We start from the raw sequence: 17,605 nt of genomic DNA on the forward strand, positions 1-17,605 counted from the left end.
TAAACGGAATACCGAATTATTCACATCAAATGCTGAATCCCAGCGAACATTCCAGTAAACACATAACCCCCCACACCCAATAACCTTAACTTTGACCAACAAACCTTAGTATACTATAATTGTACTGTTAATCGAAAAAGAGGTGACCGTTGTGTTAGATCGTTTACAATCGTTGGAAGATCGTTATGATAAATTGAATGAATTATTAAGTGATCCTGAAGTTATAAGTGATACGAATAAATTGCGTGAATACTCCAAGGAGCAAGCTGGGCTTGAGGATGTTGTTCAGGCTTATCGTGAATATAAAGATGTTACAACACAATTAAAAGATGCGAAAGCTATGCTTGAAGATAATCTAGATGATGATATGTATGAAATGGTAAAAGGTGAAATCTCTGAACTTAGTGGAAGTAAGGAAGAACTGGAAGAAAAGATGAGGGTTCTGCTTTTACCAAAGGATCCGAATGATGACAAGAACGTTATTGTGGAAATCCGCGGGGCAGCTGGTGGTGATGAGGCAGCATTGTTTGCTGGTGACTTGTACCGTATGTATTCGCGTTATGCGGAGACATATAACTGGAAGACAGAGGTTCTTGAGGCAAGCTCAACTGGAGTCGGTGGTTATAAAGAGATTATTTTCATGATCAACGGTACTGGCGCATATTCAAAATTAAAATATGAAAATGGTGCTCATCGTGTTCAACGTGTCCCTGAAACGGAATCAGGTGGCAGAATTCATACATCGACAGCAACAGTAGCTGTTTTGCCGGAAACAGAAGATGTAGAAGTTGAAGTACATGACAAGGACATTCGGGTAGATACCTTTGCATCAAGTGGCCCTGGTGGTCAAAGTGTAAATACAACTATGTCTGCTGTACGTTTAACACATGAACCGACTGGAATTGTTGTATCTATTCAGGACGAAAAATCACAAATTAAAAATAAGGAAAAAGCGATGAAGGTATTGCGTGCGCGTATTTATGACAAATTCCAGCAAGAGGCTCGTGCTGAATACGATGAAACAAGAAAATCTGCAGTTGGAACCGGGGACCGTTCTGAACGCATTCGTACGTATAATTTCCCGCAAAATCGTGTAACAGACCATCGAATCAATTTAACCATTCAAAAGCTTGATCAAATCTTAACTGGTAAATTGGATGAAATTATTGACGCTTTACTTATGGAAGAACAAGCGAAAAAACTAGAGCAAATTGGTGAATAATATGGATAAACCAATGAAACTATACGAAGTCCTAGGCTGGGCTTCTCTTTTTTTAGAAAAACATAATCGGGAAACAAGGGTTGCTGAATTACTATTACAGCATTATTTAGATGTGTCCAGATCTGAATTTTTTGCAATGATGCGTGAACCAGTTCCGGATAAAGTGGTACACGAATTTCAAAAAGCAATCAAGGAGCATGGGGAGACAGGAATCCCGGTGCAGCACCTGACTGGCTATGAAATTTTTTACGGTAGAAAATTTCTAGTTAATAATCATGTACTGATTCCAAGGCCAGAAACAGAGGAGCTTGTTCAACATGTCATAAAACTTGTTCAACAAAGCAAAATGCCAGTTACCATCGCAGACATTGGCACAGGAAGCGGAATTATTGCGACTACACTAGCCCTTGAGCTTGATAATGCTATTGTTTATGCGACAGACATTTCGGAAGATGCTTTAACAACGGCAAGGAATAACGCAAAACAGTTCAATGCAAATGTGACTTTCTTACAAGGTGATTTTTTACAGCCGCTTATCCACACAGATAGAAAAGTTGACTTTATTATTTCCAATCCACCGTATATTGCAAGAGAAGATGAGGTAGTAATGGCTGATACAGTAAAGGTGTTTGATCCAGAAATTGCGTTGTTTGCCGATGAAAATGGTCTGGCCGCTTATAGACAAATAATCGAAAAGCTGTCCTTCGTTTTAGCAGAAAACGCGATTGTCGCCTTTGAAATAGGTTATCAACAAGGAGAGGCAGTCAAAGCGCTACTAAAAACTAAATTTCCTAAAAGTGAAGTTCAAATTCATCAAGATATTAACAAAAAAGATCGTATCGTTATAGCAAAAATAAAAAATTACTAGAATACTAGTTTAAAAAAATCGTCCACTGACCATACTGTTTGTAAATCAGAGGAAAAGAGGGTTTGGACGATGAAGAAACTAGTATTTTTTGTTTTCATATTTTTTATATTATTTTTATCCATACCACATCAAGGTGTTAGTCAACAAACTAATTCTGAAGCAGATTATCAAGTTATCCCGGACGAAGCAATTCGTCTTAGGATTTTAGCAAATAGTGATAGAGATGAGGACCAGCAGATTAAACGACTGGTTCGTGATGAAGTGAATGAGTCCATAACAAAATGGGTAAAGGATATTGCGGATATTAACGAAGCTCGAAAAGTGATTCAAGAGCAATTACCTGAAATTAAGCGAATAGTAGCTAATACGTTGAAGCGAGAGAACGAAGATCGTGACTTTCAAGTAGAATATGGAACCAATGTATCATTTCCTACTAAACTATATGGATCTTATTTATATCCAGCAGGTGAATACGAAGCAGTATTAATTACGCTTGGTGAAGGTAAAGGTGCCAATTGGTGGTGTGTCCTTTTCCCACCTCTATGTTTCTTGGATTTTTCTAATGGTACTAGTGTAGCATCAGCAGCTGACAAAGATATGGAAATGGAAGATGTTGATAAGGAGCAAAAGGCTGACGAGGTTGAAGTAAAATTTTTTCTATTTGAATGGATTGATTCGGTTATAGATTTCCTATTTTAAGCATAGGATGGTAGAGACTAGGGTAAAACTAGGTATCTATCAAATTTAGTAGAGGTGATATTATGAAACTTATTTCAACAAGTAACGCACCTAAAAAACAGGTAGAGCAATTTTTAACAAATAATCAGGATGTTAATAAAAAAGCACTCATGCAAAATGGGTATGTAGTGGAAGTTAAAGAAAAAATAGAAGGCTGTTTCATTTTAGAACAAGAAGCGGAAGGTGTATATTGGTTAAAACAACTGCATGTTACAAAGCAAGCTGCACCGGCACTTCCTATCCTGCTAGAAGCTATCTTAGCCTTAGCAAAAGAACACAATGCGAGAAGTGTTTATGTGCATAGTCATCAACCAATGGTGGACGTTTTATTAGAAGCGCTGCAATTTCATCCACAAAACCAGAGTGCCTTCGTGGATAAACATCCAAGAGAACATGGAAATTGGTGGACATATAACGTATCGTAGTATATATTCACAGGTTATCCACAGTTTTTGTGGGTAACCTGTTGGGAACTTGTTAGTAAAAAGAATACCTTGTGAATAGATGTGTGGAAAACCTCTTTAATCATTGATATAACAAGCTTTGTTTTGTGTTGAAAAGATAAAAGTATAGCTATAGTTATCAACTGTCTGTGGATAAAATCCAGCGGGCTTTTTTGTTTTTAAGGATGTTGTTGGAATTTGAGTTGTGGATAAGTGTATTGCATTGCATGAATGTCTACCATAGACTAAAATTGAATGGTAGAAAAGAGGTAAGAAGAAAATGTTTCAAACAAAACGATGGAATTTAATGAATGATACAACCTATAATCAACGGGTAATAAACGATGCAGCAGAATTATTAAAAAGTGGTTCAACAGTAGCGTTCCCTACAGAGACAGTGTATGGATTGGGTGCCGATGCGAGGAATGAAGTAGCGGTAGCGCGTATTTTCGAAGCAAAAGGACGCCCAACAGACAATCCGTTAATTGCTCATGTAGCAACAAAGGACCAATTAAAGAAGCTAGTTCGTGTATTGTCACCGGTAGCTGAAAAATTAATTGATCATTTTTCACCTGGCCCGTTAACATATGTTTTACCGAGTAATGGTATGTGTGCAACCAATGTTACCGCCGGGTTATCCACAATTGGCATTCGCTTGCCCGGCCACCCAGTAGCTCAAGAATTACTTAAACAATGTGATATACCAATTGCTGCACCTAGCGCTAATATTTCTGGAAAACCAAGCCCAACGACAGCAGAACATGTATGGGCAGACCTTCAAGGGAAAATTGCTGGCTTGTTGGATGGTGGTCCAACAGGAGTGGGGGTTGAATCAACTGTAATTGACTGCACTCAAGAAATCCCGATTATCTTGCGTCCTGGTGGCGTAACAAGGGAACAGTTAGAAGAAGTAATTGGGTCTGTTATGGTTGATCCTGCCCTAGCCAATGCAGAAGACAAACCGAGAGCACCAGGAATGAAATATAAACACTATGCGCCAGAAGTACCGTTATGGCTAGTTGAAGGTTCGCTCCAGGATGTTATCGATGCGCAAGGGGAAAAGATAAAACGTATTGGTGTAATGGCCAGCACGGAAACTGCTTCAGAATTACAAGCTGACACGATAATATCTCTAGGGTCTAAAAAATCTCTAAACGATATTGCGGCAAATTTATATGATGCATTACGGACGTTTAAAGAAGGTGACATTGACCTTATATTATGTGAGACATTTCCTGAACTAGGGATTGGACAAGCGATAATGAATCGGTTAAAAAAAGCAGCAAGTGAATATATCATGGAAAAATAATGTTTTTAGATGGGTACCGCGACTGGTGCCCATTTATGTTTTAGGGGAATTAGGTAATACGAGCTATAACACACCGAATACATACATATAAAAATTCCATTAATAGTAAAAGCACTCATATTCCGCCTTGGACATGCATAGTATTTATAAGCATGTCCGAGGAGGATGTTAAATGTCAGAGTATCAAATAGGAGAAATAGTCTCATTAGTTTTTATGTCGATAGCACTGGGCATGGACGCATTTTCAGTGAGCCTTGGAATGGGAATGCAACGAATACGGCTTAAGCGAATTGCATTGATTGGTGTTATCATTGGACTTTTTCATATGATTATGCCATTTATCGGTATTATATTGGGAAAAGCTATTTCCAATCAAATCGGTGAGATTACGATTCTTATTGGGGGATTTTTATTACTCGTTATCGGAGCACAAATGCTTTTTTCAGCTTTTAATCATGAAGCAACAAAAATAGTTCAACCAATGGGAATTGGCCTCCTATTTTTTGCGTTAAGTGTCAGTATGGATAGTTTCTCTGTTGGATTAAGTCTCGGAATGTCAGGGGTAAAAACAGCCATTGCCTTATTTCTATTTGGAGCAGCTAGTATGATTCTTACATGGATTGGCATGATCCTAGGGAAAAAGGTACACGGATTACTTGGAGTATATAGTGAAATACTGGGAGGAAGTATTTTATGTGGCTTCGGATTAAAGCTAATATTTGGGTGAACGAAAAAAATATCAAACTAGTTGAATATAAAATAGAACGAAGCGGAGAAAAATTCTCCGTTTTTTTTATTGGTAAAAACCTTCCTGCTGGGACATGGGGTCTGACCCCCTGTCCCGCTAAATGCATCATCTATTTTTTCTAACATTCCACTTCTTTCTATGTTATATTTTAATTAAGAGTTTTTTTTACGGAGGTTGCATTATGAAAATCTTGTTCATTTGTACGGGAAATACATGTCGAAGTCCGATGGCGGAAGCGCTAATAAAACATAAATTTCCTGAAGCAGAGGTGCAGTCAGCAGGAATATTTGCTGGAAAAAATCAGCGTGCAAATCAGACTGCGATTGAGGCACTTGAATTAAAAGGAATAGCATTAGACCATTGTTCGCAACCTGTTACTGATAAACTGCTACACTGGGCAGATCTCGTATTAACCATGACGACACAGCATAAACAGTCACTTATTTTACAGCATCCTAAATTTCAAGAAAAATATTTCACATTGAAGGAATACGTTTCAGAAGCCGATAAAAAAGTGTGGAATGAACTTAAACAAGCTTATGCAAATTATGAAGCAAAACGATCTATTTTCATTCAGGAAAATCAACAAAAGCTTGATAATCCTAAACTTGAACAGGAGCTTGAGAAGCATTTGCAGGAGGATTTTGAACACATCCAACTATTGGAGTCTAGTTTAATTAATTACGATATTTCCGACCCGTTTGGTGGGGACCTTAGAATATATAAGGAAACGTTAAACGAATTGGATAAATATATTGATTCACTAATAAAAAAAATAAAATAAAACATGAAGGTGTAAGGGGATACATCTATGAGAAGAAAATATCGATTTAGTTTACGATTAAAGTTAGTTTTGTTGACAACACTTTTGGCAATTATTACATATACTTTTAGTGCCATTTTTATTTATTTTGTTTTCAATTATGTTCAATCATTCTGGAATGTTTCGGAAAATTGGTTCACTGTTATTACGTTGGTAATGGGGATTTTTTGGTCGGGTGTATTAGCTTATTTTGCTGCTCGTTTTATTACCAAGCCTTTGGAAAGTCTTGAAATTGTTGCAACAAATGCAGCAAATGGTAATTTAAATCAATCAATTGAAATTTCTAATTCTGACGATGAAATTCGAGCACTTAGTATTGCTTTTGACAAAATGCTTAAAAATTTGACCGATATGGTACATAATATAGATAAGCATTTTGATTATACAAATCAATCTGTATTAAATATGAAACAATCTTCGGATCAAGCTACACAATACTCGAAATCAATTGGTGCATCCGTTGATGATATATCGAAAGGGGCAGAAAGTTCTTCTGAGGCTATTCAGCAAACGGTAGAGTCTGTTGAAATGGCAACAGAACTTGCCGGTGAAGTACAAAATATGGCTAGCCAATCGAAGGATAAGTCAAACAATATGATTGATACGTTAAACAATAGTAAAATGGTGGTAAATCAATTAGTAGTAGGGATACAACAACTGGCTAGTGAGCAGGAAAACTCATTGCGAGATGTTGACAATCTAAAGGAAAATGCCCTGCAAATTGAATCGGTTATTACGATGGTGGGTGAGATTGCCGCCCGAACTAATCTGTTGGCTTTAAATGCCTCCATCGAAGCAGCCCAAGCAGGTGAACATGGCAAAGGGTTTGCGGTAGTAGCTGATGAAATTCGTAAATTGGCTGATCAAAGTGCAAAAGCTGTTCAACGTATTTCTGATTTAATTAAAACAATTCAAGATGATGTAGCACTCGTTGTAAATAAGATCAACGATAATGTACAATATGCTAATAAAGAAGCGAAAAAAGGTAAACAAACAAATGACGCTATTGAGCAAATGTCTGGATCTATCAATGATGTAGCAAACGAAATTGATGCGATTTCTACATTGGTAAATCGTCAACTAGAGTCAATTCAAGCAACCGTTAGGCAATCACAGGAAGTTGCTGCTATCGCTGAAGAAACATCTGCTGGGGCAGAAGAAGTTAATGCATCAATCCAGGAACAGGCAAGTATTATTGAACAAGTCGATCATATGGCATATGAATTAGAGGATCAAGCAAAGACATTAAATAAACAAATTCAGAAATTTAACGTATCGTAAAAGCACCTTTAGAGAAGGAGTGAAGATAGATGAAAGTTATAATTACAGCAGATCATGCAGGAATGACAATCCGTAACGAAGTAAAAAATCTATTAGACGAAATGGGTATTGATTATGTGGACACTGGTTGTGATTGCCAAAGCTCAGTAGACTATCCGGATTATGCACTACCAGCTGCAGAGCGTGTTGCTAGTGGTGAATTTGATCGCGGAATTTTTATTTGTGGAACTGGAATCGGCATGTCCATTTCAGCAAACAAGGTAAAAGGTATTCGTTGTGCATTAGTTCACGATGTTTATACAGCAAAATTAACACGTCAGCATAATGACTCTAACGTGCTAGCAATGGGTGAGCGGGTAATTGGGCCTGGGCTTGCTCGTGAAATTGCAAAATCCTGGCTCGAATCTGAATTTGATGGCGGACGTCATGCTAATCGAATTGGTAAAATTTCTACGTATGAAGATAAATAAGTTATGTGTTGCACTTCTCATGGCAGGTGATACAAATGGTAGACTTCAACCAACAGGTGCAAAATGATACTCGTGCAGTCATCGATGAATGGCTAGCTAGTCAGCATTTGCGCGAAGGGAATCTCTTCGTCATAGGCTGTTCCACTAGTGAAATTGCTGGAAAACATATTGGAACCGCTGGTAGTGAAGAATTGGCGGCCATAGTTTTTGCAGCATTAGAATATTTGAAAAGCAAAATGAATATTAAGCTTGCATTTCAATGTTGCGAGCATTTAAACCGTGCTCTAGTCGTTGAACAGAAAACAATGGATACACATAAGCTTGAACAAGTATCAGTTATTCCAGCGCCAACTGCTGGTGGTTCAATGGCATCTTATGCATATAAACATATGAAGAACCCCGTAGTTGTTGAAACAATTCAAGCTCATGCAGGAATTGATATTGGTGAGACAATGATTGGCATGCACATGAAACGGGTAGCAATACCATTACGCTTCAATCAACGTAAGATTGGAAATGCCCGTGTTACAGCAGCACGAACTAGACCAAAATTAATTGGTGGGGAACGTGCGATTTATAAGGACACTGCAGCTAATAACAGTTGTAAATAATCAAATACGTAGGAGGCTTTACAAAAATGGACCAAGTGAAACTAGCAGTCAAAGACCTATCTAAAGCAGATCAAGAACTATATACAGCAATGCAGAATGAAAAAAAACGACAGCAGGAAAAAATTGAACTTATTGCATCAGAGAACTTTGTATCTGAAGCAGTAATGGAAGCAATGGGTTCTGTGTTAACAAATAAATATGCAGAAGGCTATCCTGGAAAACGTTATTATGGTGGTTGTGAATTTGTTGATGTTGTGGAAAATTTAGCTCGTGACCGTGCGAAAGAACTGTTTGATGCCGAACATGCTAATGTACAACCCCATTCAGGTGCGCAAGCAAACATGGCGGTTTATTTCACTGCTTTAGAACCAGGTGACACAGTACTTGGGATGAACTTGAACCATGGTGGTCACTTAACACATGGCAGCCCTGTGAATTTCAGTGGGAAGCTTTATAATTTTGTTGAGTACGGTGTAGATAAAGAGTCAGAACAGCTTGATTATGATGCTGTATTAGAAAAGGCGAAAGAAGTTAAACCAAAACTAATTGTTGCTGGTGCTAGTGCGTATTCACGTACGATTGACTTTGCCAAGTTTCGTGAAATTGCTGATGCAGTCGGAGCTTATTTAATGGTTGATATGGCACATATAGCTGGTCTTGTCGCTACGGGTCTTCATCCAAATCCTGTGCCGCATGCTGACTTTGTTACCACTACTACACACAAGACTTTAAGAGGCCCACGTGGCGGTATGATTTTGTGTAAAGAGGAATACGCGAAGAAAATTGATAAGTCCGTCTTTCCTGGTATGCAAGGTGGTCCTTTGATGCACATAATTGCTGCAAAAGCAACGTCATTTAAAGAGGCATTATCCGATGATTTTAAAGCATACTCAAGACAAATCGTTAAAAATGCCAACGTTTTAGGTGAAGCATTGAAGGATGAAGGAATTCGTATTGTTTCAGGGGGAACTGACAACCATCTCCTGCTTTTAGACGTAACACCACTTGACCTAACAGGTAAAGTTGCAGAAAAAGTACTAGATGACATTGGTATCACAACAAATAAAAATACGATCCCATTTGATACAGAAAGCCCATTTGTAACAAGCGGTGTGCGTATCGGTACAGCAGCTGTGACAACACGTGGATTTAAGGAAGCTGAAATGGATGAAATTGCTGCAATTATTTCACTTACGCTTAAAAATCATGAAGATGAAACAAAATTACAGGAAGCGGCTGATCGTGTTAAAGTTTTAACGGATCGTTTTCCGCTTTACGCATAATAGCATAATTCCGAGGATGTTCCGAAATAGCGGGCATCCTTTTTTACGATAAGAAAATATAAATTTTTGGCTCTAATTAGTTTACATCATGGTAAGCCACGCCCAGCGACTGTGGGACGTCCCACACCTCCGTATGATAAGTTAACATCGATTGGCTATGCTCATTCTGTCCGTTATCTCCTACGGCTCAGTCCACTCCAAACGTAACTACACGGACGCCTCTGCTTTTGCTTTAGGTGATAAAATTTTTACTTTGCTTGAAACGTTGCCAATTTTTCAGTACAATTTGAAAGATGTAACTAATCTTAAGGAGTGATCACCGAAATGGGAAAAGTACACGTACTAGATCATCCGTTAATTCAACATAAATTAACGTACATAAGGGATAAAAATACAGGTACCAAAGAATTCCGCGAGCTTGTTGATGAAGTGGCAATGTTAATGGCTTTTGAAATAACGCGAGACCTGCCGCTTCAGGAAATTACGACTCCAACACCCGTAATGGAAGCGAAAACGAAGGTATTGGCAGGGAAAAAAATTGGCTTAATCCCAATTCTCCGTGCTGGGCTTGGTATGGTAGACGGGATGTTAAGTTTAATCCCAGCTGCTCGTGTTGGCCATGTTGGGTTATATCGTGATCCTGAATCGTTACAACCGGTAGAATACTATATCAAATTACCGTCAGATATTTCCGAACGCGAATTAATAGTTATTGACCCCATGCTGGCAACAGGTGGTTCAGCAAATGACGCAATTCATTCATTGAAAAAACGCGGTGCTAAACAAATCCGCTTGATGTGCCTAATCGCAGCACCTGAAGGCGTTAAAAAAATTCAGGAAGAGCATCCGGATGTAGATATTTATCTAGCAGCCCTGGATGAAAAACTGGATGACCATGGCTATATTATTCCAGGATTAGGAGATGCAGGTGACCGACTTTACGGCACGAAATAAGAACAGAAAAAACAAAAGCATAGGTGCTGGAGCTGGACGCGGCCAATCTGTTGATAACTTTATAAGGCAAAATGACCTATTCTGAAAAATAGATGTGGAGTGACGAGAAATGAGTAAACGCATTAAAGTAATGACGATTTTTGGAACAAGACCAGAAGCAATCAAAATGGCACCTCTTGTTTTAGAGTTACAAAAACGAGAACAAGAGTTTGAATCGATCGTAACTGTTACCGCACAGCATAGAGAAATGCTTGATCAAGTGCTGGAAATTTTTAAGATAACACCGGATTTTGATTTAAACATTATGAAACAAAAACAAACACTAGCACAGATTACGACACGAGCATTAGAAGGTCTAGACAAAGTAATGAAAGAAACTAAGCCAGATATCGTCTTAGTGCATGGTGATACGAGTACTACTTTTGCAGCTTCACTTGCAGCTTACTATAACCAAATTGCAGTAGGACATGTGGAAGCAGGTCTTAGGACATGGGACAAATATTCGCCATATCCAGAAGAAATGAACCGTCAGCTAACAGGTGTTATGGCAGATTTACATTTTGCCCCTACTGAAAAGTCAAAACAAAATCTAATAGACGAAAATAAACCAGCTGATCGTATTGTTGTCACAGGAAATACGGCAATTGATGCATTAAAAACGACTGTAGATGATCGTTACTCTAGTACAGTTCTTGATGAGATTGGTGATAAACGACTAGTACTGATGACAGCACATCGTAGAGAAAATCTCGGTAACAACATGCAACAGATGTTCCGTGCAATTAAACGTTTAGTTGAAGAACATGATGATGTGCAAGTTATTTATCCGGTACACTTAAATCCAGTCGTTCAACAAACTGCAAATGATATTTTAGGAAATGATGATCGCATTAAATTAATTGAACCATTAGGTGTAGTAGATTTTCATAATTTTGCTGCGCGTAGCCATTTAATTTTAACGGATTCAGGTGGTGTCCAAGAAGAAGCGCCATCATTAGGTGTTCCAGTTCTAGTATTACGCGACACTACTGAACGACCAGAAGGTATTGAAGCAGGAACGTTAAAATTAGCCGGAACAGACGAAGATACTATTTTTAACTTGGCACACGAACTGTTATCAGATAAAACTTCATATGATAAAATGGCAAAAGCATCAAATCCATACGGTGATGGACAAGCATCCGAACGTATTGCCGATGCTATTGTTGATTATTTTAAGTAAAATGGAAGGGCTCAGTAGATGCTGGGCCTTTTTTGTTGGTATAACTTATCCTGTGAGTTGCCTAAACCTGTAACAGGTTAGATCAACCAAAGCAATCGCATTTTATCAACTGGAACTTGTTTAGCCTAATTTCTCACGACAAATCATACAACCATAAAATCAAGAAATCCTCCAAACCATGCATGATTATCCAACTTTTTCAAATGATAATAAAAAAGGAGGACCTCCATCCATGCAACGAATTCTATTTCTCATCATTTTAGCAGCACTATTTCTACCAATAACAACGACAGCAACATCAGTAACCGAGGAAACCGAAAAACCTGACGAAAAAGTTTCCATAATAATAGAGGTGGAAGGAGATCCGACGAAACATAAAGAGTATCTAGAAGCATACTATCCGTACGTTGATGTTGTTGCTACGTATGATAAGTTGTTCAACGGTATTGCATTACAAGGAGATCCAGGAGATCTAGCGAGAATGGATTCACTGGATTTTATTAAGGCAATCCATCCAATTACAAAGTATGAAGCAATATACCAAACCCCTGATGCAACAGAGACAACAAATTCAGTTATCCCCGCTTCCATTAATAATACTAAATATAGAGGTGAAGGGGTGAAGGTTGGCATAATTGACACGGGAGTAGATTACAACCATCCAGATCTAGCAACGAATTACGTAGATGGGTATGATTTAGTGGATCTTGATGATGATCCGATGGAAACCACCCGTTCCCAAGGTATGCCGACATTACATGGTACACATGTAGCTGGAATTATCGCTGCCGATGGAAAAATAAAAGGTGTTGCGCCCGACGCAGATATTTATGCGTATCGTGCTCTTGGACCTGGTGGAATGGGGACGTCGGTCCAAGTGATTGCGGCGCTTGAACAAGCTGTGGAAGATGATATGGATGTTATTAATTTATCGTTAGGTAATTCAGTAAATGGTCCTGACTATCCTACGAGTATAGCTGTCAATCGAGCTGTCGAACTTGGTGTTGCGGTAGTAATAGCAAATGGAAATAGTGGTCCAAACAATTGGACAGTTGGGTCTCCGGCAACAGCGAAGGGGGCATTGTCAGTGGGTGCATCAACTATGCCGCAAAAAATCCCATACCTATATGATCAGCTGGAAGACGTAGCAATTGGATTGACAACAATGTTAGGTTCACCAGCGTGGAATCTAGAAAAAGACTATCCAATTGTAGTAGGAACGGATAGGCTTGATGATGCACGTGGAAAAATTGTTCTTGTCCAGCGTGGTAAAATACCTTTTTATGAAAAAGCAAAAAAAGCAGAAGACGCTGGAGCTGTCGCGGTATTAATTTATAATAATAAAGATGGGTATTTTCAGGGATCGGTTGAAAATGGTCAAGGACCACTAACGATTCCTGTTGCGGCAATTCCGAAAGAAGCTGGTGAATGGATTATTGAGCAATCTAAAGAAGAAAAGCTTTATCTAGAAACAATCTTTAAAAAAACAACAGAAGGTATAGCAGGATTTAGTTCTCGTGGACCAGTAACGGTTAATTGGGACATTAAACCCGATGTTATCGCTCCAGGAGCGAATATTTTAAGTACAGTTCCAGGCGGATACAAAGAATTACAAGGTACTAGCATGGCAGCTCCACACGTAACCGGTGCGATTGCATTACTAAAAGAAGCACATCCAGATTGGTCAGTTGAAAAAATTATCGGAGCTTTAAAAACAGCAGCACAACCTATTGAAAAAGAACAGGGGAACTATTATGAGCCCATTGTCCAAGGAATGGGTCAAATCCAGCCAAAACAAGCAGTAAATACTGACACGATAATTTACGAACCGTTACTATCCTTTGGGAAAATAGATGATTACAAAGAAACAAACAAAATTGCATTAACAATTGAAAATACAACAAATCATGAGCAAAGCTATTCATTTGAAATTCCTAAAAAGGAAAAAGGTCTTAGTTGGAATTTGCCACAGACTTTTACATTGGAAAAAAACGAGAAAAAAACAATTCCTGTTGAATTAAGTGTGGTCACCCAACAAATAAAAAAAGGAATTCATGAGGGCTGGCTAACTTTAAAACAGGATAAGGAAGTGTTTCATTTACCATACCTATTTGTTAGTAAGCAAGCAGATAATCCAAAAGCAATGGGCTTCCAATTTTCATTAAAACCTTTCTCAAAAGATACGTATTTATATCAATTGTATCTTACTGAAAAGGTGAAGCGTGTCGAAGTAAACTTATACAATCCTGATACATTATTATATGAAAGAAAATTTTTAGAAATAGAAGATCCTAAAGTAGGTATGAATGAAGGTAATATGAAAAAGAAAGATATTGGAAAACCGGGTAACTATAAAGCATTGATCACATTAGAATTGGAAAACGGAACGTATGAAAGTTACGAATCCGAAATCCATATAGAGTAAGTGTATCTGTTCACAAAAATGTCAATAATTCGCTTGTTATTATCATTTATAATAATAGTTAGGGTAGGAATAATTGCTGTATTTAAAAATTCTGTGAGTTTTTAAGAACCCCTTTGCAATCACTATTAGTGCATTAAATGGAAGAAAACCGATTAAAAGCCATTCCACAAAAAGGGCTAAATTAGAGTAATTACCAATTTGTAGTTTCTCTCACAAACTAATTGACAACAAGATGGGGCTATTGTACACTTGCTTAGTGTGGAATGGTAAGGTTTTCATTATTCTGCAGTAATTGCGTCTTTTAGTCGAATTTTATGTTACTTAGAGCATGTCGGAAATTGTCTCCTAGTTCAATGATAGTCATACTTTTTTTCCGATTTTTTCTTATGTGATTTCAGCGATTAAAAACTACTGTATGCAATTGTTTTTTATAGACAATTGTCCGCAACTTGCTTTCTGGACAACGTGTTGAAGTATTTTTACTGTTTCCATCTAAAAATCTATCCATTATTTACAGAATACTTACATTTTGTTCAAAAAATCACGGGGGAATTATAAATCATGTCGCAATATCAAACTATGATAGCCCGCGAGCGCAAGTGGATGTTCTACCTACTCGCAATCTTGGTACTTGGAGCCGGCTTTACACCGTATCTACGTATCTTCCTCGGACTTCTTTTAGGAAGTGTGGTCAGTTTTTATAATTTATACCTTTTACAAAAGAAGACAAAAGACGTTACAGAGGCTGCTGGACAAGGGAAGTCTGTACGGGGTATTGGTACGCTTTCACGTTTGGCCGCAGTTGCCTTAGCAGTAGTTATTGCACTTCGCTATGAAGACTATTTTCACATTATCGCTGTTGTTATTGGATTAATGACATCATACCTTGTCATTATGATAGATTTTTTTGTGCACGAATCTAAAAAGTAATGTTGAAAGAGGGGTGAAAAAGTTGGATCATGAAGCACCAATAGTAGAAGATGTACTTGGAATTCCTTGGCTTGATTTTAATTTATCCAATGTCTTGATGATTGCTATCGCATCATTAATTGTTTTCGTACTTTGTGTATTGGGAGCTAAAAGTTTACAGTTGAAACCGACTGGTGCACAAAACGTAATGGAATGGATCATTGATTTTGTTAAAGGAATGGTTAACGATGCAATGGATTGGAAGACTGGAAAGAGCTTCTTGCCATTAGCACTGACACTGATCACCTATATTTTTGTAAGTAACATGTTAGGTGTTATAACGATGGCTACATTTGGCCACGATTTATGGTGGAAATCCCCAACGTCTGATGCTGGTATTACATTAACTCTATCAGTAATGGTTATTCTACTAACGAATTTTTACGGAGTGAAAATTCGAGGTGGGAAGGAATATATGAAAGACTTTATCAAACCTTACCCTATATTTTTACCAATTAAAATAATAGAAGAATTGGCAAACTCTCTAACACTCGGTCTTCGGTTATTTGGTAACATTTATGCAGGGGAAGTCCTGTTAGGATTATTAGCAGGATTGATGACATCAGGGGCTGTCGGCTTCATAGGTGGTGCTATCCCTATGTTAGCATGGCAAGGATTTAGTATATTCGTTGGTGCCATTCAAGCATTTATCTTCACATTGTTGACATTGGTTTACATGTCACACAAAGTAAGCAGTGATCACTAAGTTTTTTTGAGAATTGGTAATGAACCAGTTTGAACAGAAACAATCTGTTTAAACAGGATATTATTAAAAAACAAACATATTTATGAGGAGGATTTCATAATGGGAATTTTAGCAGCTGCAATAGCAGTAGGATTAGCCGCAGTAGGTGGCGGTATTGGTAACGGTATTATTGTAAGTCGTACAGTAGAGGGTATTGCTCGTCAACCAGAATTAAAAGGTCAACTTCAAACAGTAATGTTCATTGGTGTAGGTTTGGTTGAGGTTATGCCGATCATCGCAGTAGTTATCGCATTTATGGTAATGGGTCAATAGTAATAATAAATAAGTAAATGGCGAAGTTCGACTTTCCATAGAATCTTCGCCGTTGTTTATGAATTAACAAAAGCGGTAATTCCGTAATGATAATAAATTGATTAAACGTTTGATCAATAAAAGTAATGCCTAAATGTAATGTGAAAGGAGTGAATTCTGTGCAAGCATTCACTGGATTTTCTACGATTAATGCTGCAATTGGTGGACTTCATGTTGGAGATATGCTAGTCCAATTAATATTCTTTATTATATTGCTTGTGTTACTACGTAAATATGCGTGGGGCCCTATTATGGGAATGATGCAAAAGCGTGAAGAATATATCGCTTCAGAAATCGAAGCTGCTGAAAAAGCCCGAGCTGAGGCTGAAAAAGCATCAAAAGAAGCTACAGCACAATTGAAACAAACAAAGCAAGAAGCACAAAAAATCATTGAGGATGCAAAAAGTGCGGGTGTAAAGCAAGAACAAGAAATTATTCAGTCTGCACGTAACGAAGCAGAACGTATTAAGCTTGCTGCACAAGAAGAAATCCAAAATGAAAAAGAAAAAGCAATTCAAGCACTACAAGATAAAGTGGCTTCATTATCAGTTCTTATCGCAAGTAAAGTAATTGAAAAAGAAATAAGTGCACAAGATCAGGAAAAACTGATTAACGAATACATTAAAGAGGTAGGAGAAGAGCGATGAGTGTAGTTGCCAAACGATATGCAGAAGCTCTTTTTCAACTCGGAAACGAAAAAGCAACATTAGAAACGATAGTTGAAGAATTACGTGTTGTTAAAGACGTTTTTCAAGACAATCAAAAACTTTATACAGTTCTAGAGCATCCACGGGTAAATAATGAGAAAAAGAAACAATTTCTACAAGAAGTGTTTCAAGGTCTATCAAACGATATAATCAACACGCTAAAGATACTTGTTGAACGTCATCGTATAGAAAGCCTTCCATCCATTATTGATCATTTAATACAAATGGTCAACGATGCTAACGGAACTGCAGATGCACTCGTTTATTCTGTTCGTGAATTATCTGATGCTGAAAAGGCAGAGCTTGAAAGCACGTTTGCTAAACGTTTTAATAAAACAGCGATCAAGCTTGAAAATGTAGTTGATCCTTCAATTATTGGTGGCGTTAAGATCCGCATGGGGAACACAATTTATGATGGTTCCATTAGTGGAAAACTTAAACGTATCGAACGGAATATTGTAAACAAATGATGATA

At 37.8% G+C, this 17,605-nt stretch carries 19 protein-coding genes; all 19 read left to right on the forward strand.

The window, feature by feature from the left end; genetic code table 11:
• The first annotated feature begins 151 nt into the window (after positions 1 to 151).
• The 19 genes from prfA to CS937_RS15615 all read left to right on the forward strand — a co-directional run bounded on the left by prfA (position 152) and on the right by CS937_RS15615 (position 17,600).
• Positions 152 to 1,222 carry a peptide chain release factor 1 gene (gene prfA, locus CS937_RS15525; protein WP_099159384.1) on the forward strand — a complete coding sequence of 357 codons (1,071 nt, stop codon included), beginning with the start codon at positions 152 to 154 and terminating at the stop codon, positions 1,220 to 1,222.
• Between the two features lies 1 nt (position 1,223).
• On the forward strand, positions 1,224 to 2,090 hold the full coding sequence (prmC, locus tag CS937_RS15530) for a peptide chain release factor N(5)-glutamine methyltransferase (protein WP_099159385.1): 867 nt from the start codon (positions 1,224 to 1,226) through the stop codon (positions 2,088 to 2,090).
• Positions 2,091 to 2,159: 69 nt separating this feature from the next.
• Positions 2,160 to 2,789 (forward strand): stage II sporulation protein R, encoded by a 630-nt coding sequence (gene spoIIR / locus CS937_RS15535; RefSeq protein WP_099159386.1) that lies wholly within the window; start codon positions 2,160 to 2,162, stop codon positions 2,787 to 2,789.
• Positions 2,790 to 2,851: 62 nt separating this feature from the next.
• Positions 2,852 to 3,253: a GNAT family N-acetyltransferase gene (locus tag CS937_RS15540; protein WP_099159387.1), complete on the forward strand. Its 402-nt coding sequence runs from the start codon at positions 2,852 to 2,854 to the stop codon at positions 3,251 to 3,253.
• A gap of 298 nt (positions 3,254 to 3,551) precedes the next feature.
• Positions 3,552 to 4,580 (forward strand): L-threonylcarbamoyladenylate synthase, encoded by a 1,029-nt coding sequence (locus CS937_RS15545; protein WP_099159388.1) that lies wholly within the window; start codon positions 3,552 to 3,554, stop codon positions 4,578 to 4,580.
• A gap of 172 nt (positions 4,581 to 4,752) precedes the next feature.
• A complete protein-coding gene (locus CS937_RS15550) occupies positions 4,753 to 5,307 on the forward strand; it encodes a manganese efflux pump MntP (RefSeq protein WP_099159389.1) in 555 nt (184 codons plus the stop codon).
• Positions 5,308 to 5,509: 202 nt separating this feature from the next.
• Positions 5,510 to 6,112, forward strand: a complete 603-nt coding sequence (locus CS937_RS15555; protein WP_099159390.1) for a low molecular weight protein arginine phosphatase — start codon at positions 5,510 to 5,512, stop codon at positions 6,110 to 6,112.
• 27 nt (positions 6,113 to 6,139) lie between these two features.
• Positions 6,140 to 7,432 (forward strand): methyl-accepting chemotaxis protein, encoded by a 1,293-nt coding sequence (locus CS937_RS15560; protein ID WP_099159391.1) that lies wholly within the window; start codon positions 6,140 to 6,142, stop codon positions 7,430 to 7,432.
• Between the two features lie 29 nt (positions 7,433 to 7,461).
• Positions 7,462 to 7,902, forward strand: a complete 441-nt coding sequence (gene rpiB / locus CS937_RS15565) for a ribose 5-phosphate isomerase B (RefSeq protein ID WP_099159392.1) — start codon at positions 7,462 to 7,464, stop codon at positions 7,900 to 7,902.
• A gap of 35 nt (positions 7,903 to 7,937) precedes the next feature.
• Entirely contained in the window at positions 7,938 to 8,513 is a 576-nt protein-coding gene (locus CS937_RS15570) for a TIGR01440 family protein (protein ID WP_099159393.1), read from the forward strand.
• Positions 8,514 to 8,539: 26 nt separating this feature from the next.
• Positions 8,540 to 9,796, forward strand: a complete 1,257-nt coding sequence (locus CS937_RS15575) for a serine hydroxymethyltransferase (protein ID WP_099159394.1) — start codon at positions 8,540 to 8,542, stop codon at positions 9,794 to 9,796.
• A 324-nt stretch (positions 9,797 to 10,120) separates the two neighbouring features.
• The gene (gene upp / locus CS937_RS15580) at positions 10,121 to 10,750 is read left to right on the forward strand and encodes a uracil phosphoribosyltransferase (protein ID WP_099159395.1); all 630 of its coding nucleotides are present in this window, start codon (positions 10,121 to 10,123) and stop codon (positions 10,748 to 10,750) included.
• Positions 10,751 to 10,859: 109 nt separating this feature from the next.
• Positions 10,860 to 11,972 (forward strand): non-hydrolyzing UDP-N-acetylglucosamine 2-epimerase, encoded by a 1,113-nt coding sequence (gene wecB / locus CS937_RS15585; protein WP_099159396.1) that lies wholly within the window; start codon positions 10,860 to 10,862, stop codon positions 11,970 to 11,972.
• Positions 11,973 to 12,204: 232 nt separating this feature from the next.
• The gene (locus CS937_RS15590; RefSeq protein ID WP_099159397.1) at positions 12,205 to 14,397 is read left to right on the forward strand and encodes a S8 family serine peptidase; all 2,193 of its coding nucleotides are present in this window, start codon (positions 12,205 to 12,207) and stop codon (positions 14,395 to 14,397) included.
• 561 nt (positions 14,398 to 14,958) lie between these two features.
• Positions 14,959 to 15,327 (forward strand): ATP synthase subunit I, encoded by a 369-nt coding sequence (locus tag CS937_RS15595; protein WP_099159398.1) that lies wholly within the window; start codon positions 14,959 to 14,961, stop codon positions 15,325 to 15,327.
• A 22-nt stretch (positions 15,328 to 15,349) separates the two neighbouring features.
• On the forward strand, positions 15,350 to 16,072 hold the full coding sequence (gene atpB / locus CS937_RS15600; RefSeq protein WP_099159399.1) for a F0F1 ATP synthase subunit A: 723 nt from the start codon (positions 15,350 to 15,352) through the stop codon (positions 16,070 to 16,072).
• 99 nt (positions 16,073 to 16,171) lie between these two features.
• The gene (atpE, locus tag CS937_RS15605) at positions 16,172 to 16,384 is read left to right on the forward strand and encodes a F0F1 ATP synthase subunit C (RefSeq protein WP_099159400.1); all 213 of its coding nucleotides are present in this window, start codon (positions 16,172 to 16,174) and stop codon (positions 16,382 to 16,384) included.
• 158 nt (positions 16,385 to 16,542) lie between these two features.
• Entirely contained in the window at positions 16,543 to 17,070 is a 528-nt protein-coding gene (gene atpF / locus CS937_RS15610; protein ID WP_099159401.1) for a F0F1 ATP synthase subunit B, read from the forward strand.
• Positions 17,067 to 17,600, forward strand: coding sequence for a F0F1 ATP synthase subunit delta (locus CS937_RS15615; RefSeq protein WP_099159402.1), 534 nt, complete (start codon positions 17,067 to 17,069; stop codon positions 17,598 to 17,600). The genes atpF and CS937_RS15615 overlap by 4 nt, the downstream gene beginning before the upstream one ends.
• Positions 17,601 to 17,605: the final 5 nt, after the last annotated feature.

This window comes from Virgibacillus ndiopensis (assembly GCF_900187325.1).
GTDB lineage: Bacteria > Bacillota > Bacilli > Bacillales > Amphibacillaceae > Virgibacillus_E > Virgibacillus_E ndiopensis.

Coding starts and splice junctions, on each gene's coding strand:
- upp (WP_099159395.1), top strand. CDS start 10,121: ATGGGAAAAGTACACGTACTAGATCATCCGTTAATTCAACATAAATTA.
- CS937_RS15570 (WP_099159393.1), top strand. CDS start 7,938: ATGGTAGACTTCAACCAACAGGTGCAAAATGATACTCGTGCAGTCATC.
- wecB (WP_099159396.1), top strand. CDS start 10,860: ATGAGTAAACGCATTAAAGTAATGACGATTTTTGGAACAAGACCAGAA.
- CS937_RS15575 (WP_099159394.1), top strand. CDS start 8,540: ATGGACCAAGTGAAACTAGCAGTCAAAGACCTATCTAAAGCAGATCAA.
- CS937_RS15595 (WP_099159398.1), top strand. CDS start 14,959: ATGTCGCAATATCAAACTATGATAGCCCGCGAGCGCAAGTGGATGTTC.
- CS937_RS15590 (WP_099159397.1), top strand. CDS start 12,205: ATGCAACGAATTCTATTTCTCATCATTTTAGCAGCACTATTTCTACCA.
- prmC (WP_099159385.1), top strand. CDS start 1,224: ATGGATAAACCAATGAAACTATACGAAGTCCTAGGCTGGGCTTCTCTT.
- CS937_RS15560 (WP_099159391.1), top strand. CDS start 6,140: ATGAGAAGAAAATATCGATTTAGTTTACGATTAAAGTTAGTTTTGTTG.
- atpE (WP_099159400.1), top strand. CDS start 16,172: ATGGGAATTTTAGCAGCTGCAATAGCAGTAGGATTAGCCGCAGTAGGT.
- CS937_RS15615 (WP_099159402.1), top strand. CDS start 17,067: ATGAGTGTAGTTGCCAAACGATATGCAGAAGCTCTTTTTCAACTCGGA.
- CS937_RS15555 (WP_099159390.1), top strand. CDS start 5,510: ATGAAAATCTTGTTCATTTGTACGGGAAATACATGTCGAAGTCCGATG.
- CS937_RS15550 (WP_099159389.1), top strand. CDS start 4,753: ATGTCAGAGTATCAAATAGGAGAAATAGTCTCATTAGTTTTTATGTCG.
- spoIIR (WP_099159386.1), top strand. CDS start 2,160: ATGAAGAAACTAGTATTTTTTGTTTTCATATTTTTTATATTATTTTTA.
- CS937_RS15540 (WP_099159387.1), top strand. CDS start 2,852: ATGAAACTTATTTCAACAAGTAACGCACCTAAAAAACAGGTAGAGCAA.
- rpiB (WP_099159392.1), top strand. CDS start 7,462: ATGAAAGTTATAATTACAGCAGATCATGCAGGAATGACAATCCGTAAC.
- CS937_RS15545 (WP_099159388.1), top strand. CDS start 3,552: ATGTTTCAAACAAAACGATGGAATTTAATGAATGATACAACCTATAAT.